Source organism: Corynebacterium sp. LaCa_282 (genome assembly GCF_057198125.1).
Map to the genome: position 1 here is coordinate 1,121,844 of NZ_CP191095.1, position 14,021 is coordinate 1,135,864.

11 protein-coding genes are annotated in these 14,021 nt (G+C 58.8%); 5 read left to right on the plus strand and 6 right to left on the minus strand.

The window, feature by feature from the left end:
- Positions 1-146: 146 nt before the first annotated feature.
- Entirely contained in the window at positions 147-1,793 is a 1,647-nt protein-coding gene (locus ACP8KU_RS05250; RefSeq protein ID WP_005279111.1) for an L-lactate permease, read from the minus strand.
- Positions 1,794-2,338: 545 nt separating this feature from the next.
- Here ACP8KU_RS05250 and gap point away from each other — a divergent pair.
- From gap to secG, 4 genes are all read left to right on the plus strand, one after another.
- Positions 2,339-3,346, plus strand: a complete 1,008-nt coding sequence (gene gap, locus ACP8KU_RS05255; RefSeq protein ID WP_023028837.1) for a type I glyceraldehyde-3-phosphate dehydrogenase — start codon at positions 2,339-2,341, stop codon at positions 3,344-3,346.
- Positions 3,347-3,475: 129 nt separating this feature from the next.
- On the plus strand, positions 3,476-4,693 hold the full coding sequence (locus ACP8KU_RS05260; RefSeq protein WP_484484106.1) for a phosphoglycerate kinase: 1,218 nt from the start codon (positions 3,476-3,478) through the stop codon (positions 4,691-4,693).
- A gap of 46 nt (positions 4,694-4,739) precedes the next feature.
- Positions 4,740-5,522, plus strand: a complete 783-nt coding sequence (gene tpiA, locus ACP8KU_RS05265) for a triose-phosphate isomerase (RefSeq protein ID WP_484484107.1) — start codon at positions 4,740-4,742, stop codon at positions 5,520-5,522.
- A gap of 198 nt (positions 5,523-5,720) precedes the next feature.
- Complete coding sequence (gene secG, locus ACP8KU_RS05270) at positions 5,721-5,957, plus strand: preprotein translocase subunit SecG (RefSeq protein ID WP_005279116.1); 237 nt, start codon at positions 5,721-5,723, stop codon at positions 5,955-5,957.
- A 150-nt stretch (positions 5,958-6,107) separates the two neighbouring features.
- On the opposite strand, the gene pgl is transcribed toward secG, so the two are convergent.
- The 5 genes from pgl to tkt all read right to left on the minus strand — a co-directional run bounded on the left by pgl (position 6,108) and on the right by tkt (position 12,691).
- A complete protein-coding gene (pgl, locus tag ACP8KU_RS05275; RefSeq protein ID WP_126319087.1) occupies positions 6,108-6,869 on the minus strand; it encodes a 6-phosphogluconolactonase in 762 nt (253 codons plus the stop codon).
- A gap of 47 nt (positions 6,870-6,916) precedes the next feature.
- On the minus strand, positions 6,917-7,852 hold the full coding sequence (locus tag ACP8KU_RS05280) for a glucose-6-phosphate dehydrogenase assembly protein OpcA (protein ID WP_005279118.1): 936 nt from the start codon (positions 7,850-7,852) through the stop codon (positions 6,917-6,919).
- A 14-nt stretch (positions 7,853-7,866) separates the two neighbouring features.
- The gene (gene zwf / locus ACP8KU_RS05285; RefSeq protein WP_284622913.1) at positions 7,867-9,399 is read right to left on the minus strand and encodes a glucose-6-phosphate dehydrogenase; all 1,533 of its coding nucleotides are present in this window, start codon (positions 9,397-9,399) and stop codon (positions 7,867-7,869) included.
- A 99-nt stretch (positions 9,400-9,498) separates the two neighbouring features.
- Positions 9,499-10,587 carry a transaldolase gene (tal, locus tag ACP8KU_RS05290; RefSeq protein WP_284636439.1) on the minus strand — a complete coding sequence of 363 codons (1,089 nt, stop codon included), beginning with the start codon at positions 10,585-10,587 and terminating at the stop codon, positions 9,499-9,501.
- Between the two features lie 31 nt (positions 10,588-10,618).
- Entirely contained in the window at positions 10,619-12,691 is a 2,073-nt protein-coding gene (gene tkt / locus ACP8KU_RS05295; protein WP_484484155.1) for a transketolase, read from the minus strand.
- A gap of 364 nt (positions 12,692-13,055) precedes the next feature.
- Between tkt and ACP8KU_RS05300 the strand changes: the two genes are divergently transcribed.
- The gene (locus ACP8KU_RS05300; protein WP_005279123.1) at positions 13,056-14,000 is read left to right on the plus strand and encodes a heme o synthase; all 945 of its coding nucleotides are present in this window, start codon (positions 13,056-13,058) and stop codon (positions 13,998-14,000) included.
- Positions 14,001-14,021 lie beyond the last annotated feature (21 nt).

Consider the following 14,021-nt stretch of genomic DNA (forward strand, 5'->3'; position numbering starts at 1 on the left):
ATCCACGAAAGGCGGGAAGGAGACAGCACTGAGGTGCTTGTCCTTCCCGCCTTGTGTTGTGCCGCGGCCCAGCACCGAGGATGATTTGGTGCTAGGCGGGGGCAGGGGCTTAAAGCCGGTGGCGGCCTAAGCTTTATGGGACCGCCTTATGGGACCAAGAAGCCCAAGACGTTGGTCATCAAGAAGACGATGACACAGACAACGGCCAAGAACGCGATGGAGTAGCCCACGACGTTCTTCAAGATGACGGATTCCTTGCCCTCCATGGATACGGCGGTTGCCGCAATGGCCAGGGACTGTGGCGAAATCATCTTACCCACAACACCACCGGCGGTATTGGCGGCCAGCATGAGGTCAGGGTTGACGCCAATGCGGTCAGCGGCGGCGACCTGGAGGTTGCCAAAGAGCGCGTTCGCGGAGGTATCGGAGCCGGTCACCGCGGTACCGATCCAGCCCAGCACGGGAGCGAAGAGAGCGAAGATGGAACCGGCGGAAGATACGAATTCACCGATGGCGATGGTCTGACCCGAGTAGTTCATCGTGTAGGCCAAAGCGAGGACCAAGACAATGGTCAGTCCGGAGAACTTCATGCGGTTGGCAACTTCACCAAAAGCTTGCACGGGTTGGGCGAAGCTGAGCTTGTAGCGGCCGTTTTCGTTGCAGAAGTGATAAACAATGGCCACGATAATGCCGGAGAGCAAGAGCAAGGTACCGGGGTTGCCAAAGACATTGAAGCTAAAGCTGGTGTCCATGGCCTCGCCGTTGGTGCCGATGACGGTGCCATCCAGCAGCGGCCACGCGAACTTCAGCTTCCAGAAGCCGAAGATCGCTGGGGCTGCGGTCGCGATGGCAAATACTGCGGTAACGACGGCGTAGGGCAGCAGGGCCATCCAGATGCGGCGGCCATTGAGGTCGGTCGACGTTTCTGCGGCGGGCAGCTCCATGCGCTCGCGCAGCTGCGCGACGCCGCGTGGCTTCCAGACGCGGAGGAAGATGAAGGCGGCACCCAGGGAGACGATGCAGGCAATAACGTTGGTGAGCTGGTAAGCAAAGAAGGTGGCGGTCAGCCACTGTGCGGCGGCAAAGGAAATGCCGATGACCGCGGCGGCGGGCGCCGTTTCCTTCACGCCGCGCATGCCGTCCAGGATGAATGCGATGAGGAACGGAACAATCGCGGCAATGACCAAGACCTGCAGGGCGATAAGGCCGGCGATATCTTGGGTTTGCTCGGCGGTACGTCCGCCAACCTCACCGGCGGTGGTGACCGGAATACCAACCGCGCCGAATGCCACCGGAGCGGTATTGGCAATAAGAACGACCGTCGCAGCGCGCAGCGGCTTGACGCCGAGCGCCATAATCATGGTGGCGGTGATGGCCACCGGGGCGCCGAAACCCGCAAGGGCTTCAAGGAGGCCACCGAAACAGAAGGCGATGAGCATCGACTGGATGCGGATATCGCCATCGCCTAAGAGGTCGAAGGTCTTACGCAAATCTTCGAAGCGGCCCGAGGCGACCGTGATTTCGTAAAACCAAATCGCCGTAATAATGACCCAAACAATGGGCAGGAGGCCGAAGAGCCCACCGCGGACCGCGGAGGACAGTGCCATATCCACGGGCATCGAAAAGGCAACTATGGCCAGGATGATGGAGGTCGCAAGGGCAACGGCTCCTGAAGTATGTGCACGGGCTTTAAAGCCCATCAACATAATGAAGAAAGCCACGAGGGGGAGAATTGCCACGAGCGCGGTGAGCCCAAGACTGTCTCCCACAACAGAGGTATTTATCTCAAACATTGAGTATCCTCGATTCTAACGGGGGTACTATCGCAGGCGCATTCGGTCTGCGGGGGACTTAAATTAGTTGCCCACGCGTTTCAGGCGAGAGCTAGCGCCGAGCGAATGCCCGAGTGCTACCTGGAACACAGTGAGTTAGCGTAAGCATATCGCGTCATAAACGCGGTCGTGTGATTTGGCCCAAGTTAATTTATGTCACCGTCTCTGTGGGGAGTCAGTGTGCGAGCAGGCAGCGGAATACTCCGTACAGTGATATATCACACATTAACGGTGTAAAGTCCACAAGAACCAACTTAAACGGGCTTGAACTGCCGGATAATTCGGGAGAAACAAAAATGCTCGGGAAGATTGTACGCCTAGATCGGAAAACTTTCAGATACTTTTCTGGCAGCCTTGCAGCCCACTGCACGCGCTATAAAGGCTCTGTAGTATTGCGGTTGTTGGGCAAAGCCTCGGGCACCTTACTCACCCAGAGCAGTAAAGTACTCGAAGGACCCGCGGTAGGCCCATAGAAATTATTACTCGACTTTTTGAGGAGATTTACAGTGACTACCCGCGTAGGCATTAACGGCTTTGGCCGCATTGGTCGTAACTTCTTCCACGCAGTTAACCGGACCGACAACGACCTTGAGATCGTTGCCGTCAACGACCTGACCGATAACCAGACTCTCTCTAACCTGTTGAAGTACGACTCTGTACTGGGTCGCTTCGACGGCGAGATTACCTACGATGATGACTCCATCACCGTCAACGGCAACCGCATCCAGGTCTTCAACGAGAAGGACCCGAAGAACCTGAAGTGGGGCGAGCTGGACGTGGACCTCGTTATCGAGTCCACCGGCCTGTTCACCAACGGCAACGACGCAAAGGCTCACATTGAGGCCGGCGCCAAGAAGGTCATCATCTCTGCTCCTGGCAAGGAAGTTGACGCAACTTTCGTCTACGGTGTTAACTCCGACACTTACGACCCAGCTAACCACGACGTTATTTCCGCAGCTTCCTGCACCACCAACTGCCTGGCTCCTATGGCCAAGGTCTTGAATGATAAGTTCGGTGTGGAAAAGGGCCTGATGACCACCGTTCACGCTTATACCGGTGACCAGCGCCTGCAGGACGCTCCTCACAAGGACCTGCGCCGCGCCCGCGCCGCAGCGGTCAACCTGGTTCCTACCTCCACCGGTGCAGCAAAGGCCGTCTCCTTGGTCCTGCCTGAGCTGGAGGGCAAGCTGGATGGCTACGCAATGCGCGTTCCAGTTATCACCGGTTCCGCAACGGACCTGACCTTCACCGCTTCCCGCGACGTCACCGTTGAGGAAATCAACGCCGCACTTAAGGAAGCAGCTGAAGGCGAGCTGAAGGACACCCTCGCATACACCGAGGATCCCCTGGTTTCCACTGACATCGTGACCTCCCCGCACGGCTGCATCTTCGATGCCGGCATGACCAAGGTTTCCAACGGCAATCTGGTCAAGGTGCTGGGTTGGTACGACAACGAGTGGGGCTACACCTCCCAGCTCGTCCGTATGACCAACCTGGTTGCAGAAAAGCTCTAAAGTTCTAATACAGAGCAGCCCTTAATGCGATACCGGCCACAACGAACGCCCCTGACGGCACGACGTTGTGGCCGGTATCCTTTTATGTAGGAACCTCAACTGCAGAGTTCACTTTAAAAGGAGTAACACATGGCTTTTAAGACCCTAGATAACCTGCTAGAAGAAGGCGTAGAGGACCGCCACATTCTGGTTCGGTCTGACTTCAACGTGCCGCTGGATGATGACGGAAATATCACCGACCCCGGCCGCATTACCGCATCTCTTCCCACCATCAAGGCTCTTGTCGATGGCGGCGCGAAGGTCATCCTTTCCGCACACCTCGGCCGCCCCAAGGGTGAGGTAAATTCCAAGTACTCCCTGGCTCCGGTCGCAGAAGCGCTGTCTGAGGCCCTAGGCCAGTACGTTGCCTTGGCCAACGACGTCACCGGCGAAGACGCCCACGAGCGCGCCAACGGACTAAACAGCGGCGATGTCATGCTGGTAGAAAATGTCCGCTTTGACCCACGCGAGACCTCTAAGGATGAGGCAGAGCGTGGCGAATTCGCCGACGAGCTCGTCGCCCTGGCTGCCGATAACGGCGCCTTCGTCTCCGACGGCTTCGGCGTTGTTCACCGCGCACAGACGTCTGTGTATGACGTCGCCAAGCGCCTGCCCGCCTACGCCGGCAAGCTGGTGGAAAAGGAATTGGACGTATTGTCCACCGTGGCCAAGGATCCAGCGCACCCTTACGTCGTCGTTCTGGGCGGCGCAAAGGTTTCCGACAAGCTCGGCGTTATCGAAGCCCTTGCCGGAAAGGCCGACAAGATCATCATCGGCGGTGGCATGTGCTACACCCTTCTGGCCGCTAAGGGCTACAACGTTCAGGAGTCTTTGCTGCAAGAGGACCAGATCGAAAACTGCAAGAGCCTGCTGGAGCGCTTCGGCGACAAGATCGTCCTTCCGGTAGACCTCACCGCCGCCAGCGAGTTCGCCGCAGACGCTGAGACCAAGGTTGTTGAGTTGGGTGGCATCCCTGAGGGCTGGATGTCCCTGGACATCGGACCCAAGTCCATCGAGGAATTCGCCGACGTACTGGCAGATTCCAAGACTGTATTCTGGAACGGCCCCATGGGCGTATTCGAAATGGAAGCCTTCTCCAAGGGCACCGCTGGGGTGGCGCAGGCGATTATCGATGCCACCTCCTCCAACGGTTCCTTCTCCGTCGTCGGCGGCGGCGACTCCGCAGCCTCCGTGCGCACCTTGGGCCTCGACGAGGATGGCTTCAGCCACATCTCCACCGGCGGCGGCGCATCCCTTGAATATCTCGAGGGCAAGGAGCTGCCGGGCGTTTCCGTGCTCGAGGCATAAACCGCCTAAAACAGCTAAATACAGGCGTACACAGAAAGGATTAATTATGGCACGTACACCACTTATTGCTGGCAACTGGAAGATGAACCTCGATCACATCGAGGCCATCGGTTCCGTTCAAAAGTTTGCCTTCTCCCTGCCGGAGGATTACTACGACAAGGTCGATGTAGCCTACATGGTTCCATTTACCGATATCCGCACCATTCAGACCCTCGTTGAGGGCGATAAGCTGAAGATCACCTACGGTGCGCAGGATATCTCCAAGCACGAATCCGGCGCCTACACCGGTGAGGTATCCGGTCAGATGCTGAGCAAACTGGGCTGCAGCTGGGCAGTCGTCGGCCACTCCGAGCGCCGCGAATACCACGGCGAAACTGACCAGCTGGTCGCTGAGAAGGCCGCAGCGGCCCTGGAGAATGGCATCAGCCCCATCGTCTGCGTGGGCGAGCCACTCGACGTGCGCGAGGTCGGCACCCACGTTGACTACGTGGTGAACCAAACCCGCGATTCCCTGCAGGGACTTAGCGCCGAGCAGCTATCCAAGACGGTTATCGCCTACGAGCCCGTGTGGGCCATCGGCACCGGCAAGGTTGCCTCCGCCGATGACGCGCAGGAAGTGTGCGCCGCCATCCGCGGCCTGGTCAAGGAACTCGCGGGCGACGAGGTCGCCGAGGGCATCCGCATCCTGTACGGCGGTTCCGTGAAGGTCGATTCCGTTGCTGATATCGTCAGCAAGCCCGACGTAGACGGCGGCCTTATCGGTGGTGCTTCCTTGGTAGGAGAGGACTTTGCCAAGTTGGCTGCCAATGCCGCTAATGCCGTTAGTTAACATGCGTTAACAACCATCACAAGGTGACTTGTGTGCCGCGGGTTGGGGTGAGCCCCGCCCGCGGCATCGTGTACAGTAGGCCCTTGTGATTGCTTTGCGTAGGCAAAGCAGGTAAGTACTTCGCGCCGGTGGCTAGCGTGACTTTCGGTAGTTCATCGAAGGTGCCACTGGGCGCACGTTGAGAAAAGGAAGAACCTCATGGTCTTAGCACTGGAAATCATTTTGCTAATTTCAGCTATTTTGATGTCCATCTTTGTGCTTTTACACAAGGGCAAAGGCGGCGGCCTGTCTAGCCTTTTCGGCGGCGGTGTGCAATCGAACCTGTCCGGTTCGACCGTGGTGGAAAAGAACCTAGACCGCTATACCGTCGTCATGGTGATTATCTGGTTGGCCTGCATCGTTGGCCTTAACCTTATCCAGGCCTACGCTTCTTAGGAAGCACGCGGCAGGCCACCGCTAACCACTAGCGGCGGCCAACCGCGCAAAACAGCGCCGGTACTTCAGTCACATAACCCTTCGTAGAGAAGGGAAAGGACCGAGGTACCGGCGCTTATGCGTTAAGTGGCGGTGCCGGCGTTGCTGACTTTACAACTCCTGGGCGGCATCGTCTGCAAGGAAGAGGATCGTTTCCTTCGTCCCTTGTGCACCAGCGGCCGGGCACTCTTCAGCGTCGACGCCGTCCACGATGCTTTTTGCGGCAGCGGCCTTTTCCTCCCCGGCGACCAAGAGCCAGACGCGCTCAGACCTATTGACCGCAGGTAACGTCAGGGTGATGCGCTCGCTGGGTGGCTTCGGCGAATCGTGTACCGGTACCGCTAGTTCTTTCTGCTCACGGACGGCAGGAGAGTGGGGGAACATGGAGTTAATGTGGCCTTCTGCGCCCATACCCAAAAGGTGTAGGTCGAAGCCTAAAGGCGCGAAGTCCTTTAACTCTGGCTCGTAGGCATTGGCGGCCGCCTCCATGGAGACCGCACCGAGGTCGAAACCGTGGATATTCTGATCTGGGATATCCACGTGATCGAGCAGCGCGGAACGCGCTTGGCCTTCATTGGAATCTGGGTCGCTGACCGGAACATTGCGCTCATCGCCAAAGAAGATGTGCACGCGGGACCAATCGATGCGCAAGGCGGGGTAGTTCTCGCCTTGCTGCTGTGCGGCGAAGTCCAAGCGCGCGAGCTCGTGCAGCAGCCCAATTCCTGCGCCCCCGCCAGTTAGTACGACTCTTGCCACGCCGTCACCATGGAGGCCACCGTTGCCGGCCTGAATACCGGCGATGGTCTCAATGAATTTGAGTGCGGCTTGGGAAATAAGGTCATCTACATCGCTGACGCGGTGAAGCGTTACCATTCGGTATCAGAATCCTTTGCAAAGAATCGGTATGAGCAAGTGCGCTATTAAAGCTTACTGTAGTCTACTTCTCCCAGAGCACGCAGCGCCTGAGCATAAGTTTTATCGGCGTCGAGGTGCCGCAATTCCTCGGAGAGGATTTCGGTTTGCGTGCGCGGGCTTAAGCTGACCAGTGAGTCTGGCGTGCCAGGCACGCGCACCCGCACGGTGCGCTCGTCCACGACATCCACATCCACGTGGGTCGTTTCCCGGTTAAAGCGCAGGTGGGTAACCGGGAAATAGTCACTATTGGTTTCCTCGGCCATGCGCTGTACTGGGACGCTCAGGCGGTCAAGCAGCCACCCCGCAGCGAAGTTAGGTGCCGGATGCCCAGCGGGGCCGGCGACCTCTACCGATTGCACCTTTTCATGGGGATGATGGTCGAGCGCCGATGCGACGACGCCGCGCCACAAGGTGATGGAGGCCCAGGACATATCGGAATCGCCGGGGGAGTAGCCATGAGAAAGCGCGCGCAGATCCTGCTCGCCCACGGTGCCTTTATGCGCCACATTCGTGATGCGGCGCTGCGCCAACTTGCCCACGGGGCTTTCGGAGGGAACCTGCGGGCACAGGTTTGGCCACCACGCGACCAGCGGGGTATCCGGCAGCAAGAGCGGTGTGAGCACGGACTCGGCTTGATCCGCGAGCGCACCGTGCAATTGCATGACGACGGTCTCGGAGGCACCGGCCTCGCCACCGACGCGGAGCTGGGCATCGAGCTGGGTATCAGAATTTGGATCTCCGGGGACCACGACGAGCACGCGGGAGGGGTGCTCATGAGAGGCATCGCGCACAGAGGAAAGGATCTGTTCCAGATCGTCGCCTTCTTGTGCCTCCACGATCAGGGTGAGCACCCGGCCGGTGGTGCGGGTGTAGTGCTCCTGGGCATCGACAAGCTTCTTGGCAATTTCACCGGTGGTGGTATTAGGCAATGGAATAATCATTGACTACGTCCCTTCTACGGGCGACGCCAGGAATGACCCCGGCGGCGCAGCATCTTATCGGCTGTGGTGGGCCCCCATGTGCCCGCCTTATAATCTTCGGGCTCACCATGCTTGGACCAGTAATCGATGATCGGATCCAAAATCGACCACGAAAGTTCGACTTCTTCATTGGTGGGGAACAGCGATGATTCATCGAGGAGGGCATCCAAGATAAGGCGCTCATAGGCCTCGGGAGATTCCTCGGTGAATGCCTCGGCGTAGGCGAAGTCCATGTTTACATCGCGGACTTCCATGGTGGAACCAGGCACCTTTGAGCCAAAGCGCATGGTCACGCCCTCATCGGGCTGAACGCGGATAACCACAGCGTTTTGGCCAAGGGCATCGGTTTCGCCATCGACAAAAGGCTGGTTCGGCGCGGCCTTGAAGACTAAGGCGATCTCGGTGACGCGACGCCCCAGCCGCTTGCCCGTGCGCAGGTAGAAAGGCACGCCTCCCCAACGCCGGGAGTTGACCTCCAACGTGCACGCCGCATAGGTCTCAGTAGTAGAGGCGGGATCGAAGCCCTCCTCCTCGCGCAAGCCCTTCACGTATTCCGAGCCCTGCCAGCCGGCGGTGTACTGGCCACGGGCGGTGGTTTTATTGAGCGGATGGACCGGCTGCGTAGCGCGCAGCACCTTGACCTTTTCAGCGCGCAGCGCCTCCGGTTCAAAGGAGGAAGGCTCCTCCATTGCCACGAGGGCGAGCAGCTGCAGCAGGTGGTTTTGAATGACGTCTCGGGCCGCACCGATTCCGTCATAATAGCCAGCGCGCCCGCCAAGGCCGATATCTTCGGCCATGGTGATTTGCACGTGATCGATATAGTGCGCGTTCCACATCGGCTCAAAAATCTGGTTGGCAAACCGCAGCGCCATGATGTTTTGCACGGTCTCTTTGCCCAGGTAGTGATCGATGCGGAAGACGGCCGATTCTGGGAAGACCGCGTTGACGATCTCATTGAGCTCGCGCGCGGATTCCTGGTCGTGGCCAAAGGGCTTTTCGATGATCACTCGGCGCCACGAGTCCTCCATGGAATTGGCCATGCCCACGCGTTCCAACTGGTGGCAGATATCGGAGAAGAACTCTGGCGGCACCGAAAGGTAGTATGCCCAATTGCTTCCCGTACCGCGGGCCTTATCCAGCTCGGCCAACCGCGCAGAAAGCCTGTCAAAGCCCTCATCATCAAAGGAACCTTGCACGAACTCGATTCCTTGGGATAAGTGCTCCCACACGTCGTGGTTAAAGTCAGTGCGGGCGCCGACTTCTACCGCGCTGCGGAAATAATCGCAGAAGTCCGCGTTATCCCAGTCCCTGCGGCCATAGCCGACGAGCGTGAAGCCAGCGGGCAAGAGACCGCGGCTGGCAAGGTCATAGATGGCCGGCAGGAGCTTTTTGAAAGCTAAATCGCCGGTCACACCAAAGATGACCATGCCCGCGGGGCCCGCGATGCGTGGCAATCGTTTATCGGCGGCATTACGCAAGGGATTGACCCAAGCGGCTGAGTCCGTCACGGATTATCCTTCCTGGAGGGAAAAGCTAAGTAGTCTTTCAACTAGTGGCGGCATAATGCCCCGCCGGCTATCCGGCGGGGCTAGGACCACGGTCGTAGTTTACGCGAGTCGTTGTTTGAGGGAATCAAGGAGGTCATTCCACGCGGCGACGAACTTATCGACGCCCTCGCGTTCAAGGACCACGAAGACATCTTCTAGGTCAATGCCTACCGATTCGAGCTGGGAGAAGACCTTCTCGGCTTCTTCGGCGGCGGTGGAGAGGGTATCGCCGTGGAAACCACCCTCCTGCAGGACCGCATCAATGGTCTTTTCCGGCATGGTATTTACCGTGTGCGGGCCAGCCAGCTCGGTCACATATAGCGTTGCTGGGTAGTCGGGGTTCTTCACGCCGGTGGAAGCCCACAGCGGGCGCTGAATGGGCGCGCCTTCTGGGAGGCCGTTGTTGTCACCGAGCAATTCTTCCTGGAAGAGGGCGTAGGCACGCTGCGCGTTAGCGACACCGGCCTTGCCTCGCAAGGACAGGGCCTCATCGGAACCGATAGCTTCCAAGCGCTTATCCACTTCCGTATCCAGGCGGGAGACGAAGAACGATGCGACCGAGTGAATCTTGGTAACGTCCTTGCCACCCTCGGCTGCGCGCTTGAGCCCAGCCTGGAATGCGGCGATGACCTCGCGGTAGCGGGCGACCGAGAAGATCAGGGTGACGTTGACGCTGATTCCCTCTGCCAAGGCATCCTCGATAGCGGGGAGGGAGCCCTTGGTAGCCGGGACCTTGATCATCGCATTGGGGCGGTCCACCTGGTCCCACAGTTCGCGGGCCTGCTTGAGGGTTGCCGCGGCATCGTCGGAGATGCGCGGATCCACCTCGATGGATACGCGGCCATCCTGGCCGTCGGACTCGGCATAAATATCGGCAAAAAGGTCACAGGCGTTTTGTACGTCCGTAATTGCCAGGGAGTAGACGGCTTCATCGGCCGAAGCGTTCTTCTCCTTCAAGGCTGCCAGGTCTTCGTCATAGGCCGTGCCGCTGGTCATGGCGGTGGCAAAGATAGCCGGGTTGGTGGTCACACCCACGATGGACTTGGAGGAAATAATCTCCTTCAAGTTTCCAGATTCCAAGCGCTGGCGCGAGAGATCATCGAGCCACGTGGAGGTGCCCAATTGGGCAAGTTCAGAAATGTTGTTCATAGTCATTCCTTTTAGCGTCGGTGAGGTGGGCTTAGCTTTGGGCTTCGGCGATGCTTTCGCGTGCAGCATCGGCAACCGCAGCAGAGGTAAAGCCAAACTTTTCGAAGAGCTCGTCGCCGGGAGCGGAGGCCCCGTAGTGCTCTAGGGAGACGTTGCGGCCGAAAGTACCGGTGTACTTGTGCCAGGACTGAGCGAGGCCGGCTTCGACGGAAACGCGGGCCCTCACGCTGCTGGGCAGAACCGATTCGCGGTACTCTGCGTCCTGCTCGTCGAACCACTCCAGGCACGGCGCGGATACCACGCGAGCGGCCGTGCCCTCGCTTTCGAGCTGCTGGGCGGCCTCCACGGCGAGCTGTACCTCCGAGCCGGTGGCCAGCAAGATGACATCGGGCTCGTCCTTGGAGCCTGCGACCAAGGTGTAGGCGCCGCGGCGAACGCCATCGCGTGCCTTTTCCTTGGTGCCTTCCAAGATGGGGAGGTTCTGGCGGCTGAGCGCAAGGCCCTTCGGGGCTGCCTTGTATTCCATCGCTGCGGCCCAAGCCTGCGCGGTTTCATTGGCATCGGCAGGCCGGATGACGGACAGGTTTGGAATAGCGCGCAAGGCCGACAGGGTCTCCACCGGCTGGTGGGTAGGGCCGTCTTCGCCCAAACCAATGGAATCGTGCGTCCACACGTAGTAGGTATCGGTAGACATCAGCGAGCCGAGGCGCACCGCCGGGTACTGATACTCGGAGAAGATCAGGAATGTACCGCCATATACGCGGGTATTTCCGTGGAGGGCGATGCCGTTCATGATGGCGGACATCGCGTGCTCGCGGATGCCAAAGTGAAGGTTGCGGCCATAAGGCTGCGCGGACCACTTATTGGTGGTGATGTTTTCAGGGCCGAAGGAATCCGCGCCCTTAATCACGGTGTTATTGGACCCCGCCAGGTCGGCCGATCCGCCCCACATTTCCGGCAAGGCGGCGGCCAGCGCCTGGATGGTCGCCTCAGAGGCCTTACGGGTGGCGATCGCATCCCCTGGCTCCCATACGGGGAGCTCGGCATCGAAGTTCTCCGGCAATTCGCGGGCGCTCATGCGGTCAAACAGCGCCTTATTCTCGGCGTTGTCCGCCGCCCACGCGTCGAACTCTTCTTGCCACTGCGCGTGCTTTTTGGCGCCGCGCTCGCGCAGCTTGCGGGTGTGCGCCAAGACCTCATCATCGATGTGGAAGGTCTTTTCCGGGTCGAAGCCGAGCACTTCCTTGGTGGCGGCAACTTCGTCATCGCCAAGCGCTGCGCCGTGCACGCCGCCGGTGTTCATCTTGGTGGGGGCAGGGTAGCCAATGACCGTCTTCACGCGGATGAAGGAGGGGCGCTCGCTTTCCTGCTGGGCATTGCGCACTGCCTCTTCAATGGCAACGACGTCCTCGCCGGATTCAACGGTCTGGACGTGCCAGCCGTATGCCTCATAGCGCGCAGCGACGTCCTCATTGAAGGCGATATTGGTGTCATCCTCGATGGAAATGCGGTTGTCATCCCAGAAGACAATCAGGTTGCCCAGCTTCTGGGTGCCAGCCAAAGACGATGCCTCAGCGGTAACGCCTTCCTGCAGGTCGCCGTCGGAGGCAATGGTGTAGACGTAGTGATCAAAGGGGGATTGGCCGACCGGTGCCTCAGGATCGAAGAGGCCGCGCTCCTTGCGGGCAGCCATCGCCATACCTACCGAAGATGCCAGACCCTGGCCGAGCGGGCCGGTGGTGATCTCCACGCCATCGGTGTGGTGCACCTCAGGGTGGCCCGGGGTGAGAGAGCCCCAGGTGCGCAGCTGCTGGAGATCTTTCATCTCCAAGCCGAACCCACCCAAGAAAAGCTGGATGTACAGGGTCAGGGAAGAGTGGCCGACAGACAACACGAAGCGGTCGCGGCCGGCCCAATTCACGTCATTGGGGTCGTGATTGATAACGCGCTGGTAGAGCGTATAGGCGAGGGGAGCCAGTGACATCGCCGTGCCGGGGTGCCCGGAGCCGCAGTTTTGGACGGCATCGGCAGCAAGCACGCGCACAGTGTCGACCGCGCGAGTATCGGTGTCTGTCCAGTCGTCCGGATAACGGCGCTCGACCATAGCTTGCAGGTCTGGGGACAAATTATCTTTCGACACGGTATAAGGCCTCGCTTAAATCTAGGCGTTAATTACTGAACTCCACACAGTCTAGTTACTTTTTTGACGGCGGTGCGGAATTATTGAAAGCCGCGGGGAACCGGTAAGCTGGCATGGCTAAGCGGTGTACGGCACAGCATTAGTTACTCTCTGCGTTTCCGCTGCATTGCTACGATCCATGTGTAGCGCATTTTATATGTAAGCCATAGTGTGAATTAATTCTCCGGAACTTTTGCGCCGGAGTGTGCGACCACTACACCGTGGGCATAGCGCACTGTGTAGCGTGTGTGCTGTAGATCAACGTCTGTTCAGATAGTGGAGGAATTCCTTGGAGACCATCAAGGCCTATTTTGCGCTAACGAAGCCGAGGATTATTGAACTCCTCCTCGTGGCCGCAATTCCGGCGATGCTCCAAGCGCAACGGGGCGTTGAGGCGGTTTCTGAGAATATCTGGCTCATCATTTCCACCATTTTCGGCGGATGGATGGGCGCTGCGGCCGCCCATACCTTTAATAACGTGGTCGATTATGAAATTGACCAGAAGATGCAACGCACCCGCGCGCGCCCACTTGTGCGCGCCACGATTTCGAAGCGGAACGCGGCGATCTTTGCCTGGATCATGCTCGTGGTGTCGGTGCTCTGGCTGGGAATCCTGGCCAATTCTTGGTTGGCCGCGTTCTTCGTCATCCTCACGAACTTTTTCTACGTCTTCGTCTACACCAAGTTTTTGAAGATGCGCAATGCCCAAAACATCGTGTGGGGCGGTTTAGCAGGGTGCATGCCGGCCATGGTGGGCTGGGCAGTCATCCGCGATAACGCGCCAGCGGGCGAGCCCGACCGCTGGTGGCAGGCAATAGTCCTATTCCTCATTATCTTTTTCTGGACCCCGCCACATACCTGGGCCTTGGCCATGAAATACAAGGAAGATTACCGCAAGGCCGGGGTGCCGATGCTGCCGGTCGTGGCGACGGAACAAGAAGTAACCCGCCAAATCGTGTGGTATTCCGTTGGCACGGTCATCGTCACGCTGCTGATCGTCCCCGCGGCATCGTGGATTTACCTCATTGCCGCCGTAACTTCTGGCGCGGTCTTCTTATGGCTAGCCATCCGCCTGCACCAAGGCGTAAAGAAAGGCGCAAAGGTAAAACCCATGCGCCTGTTTATCTATTCAAATAACTACCTGTCGGTACTCTTTATTGGCCTGTCCATCGATGCCGTCATAGGTTGGGAGCCAATCGGCCGGATGCTTGGTTGGTCCGCCACCCTGTTTTAGAACCCAGTAGCACGCTGCAGC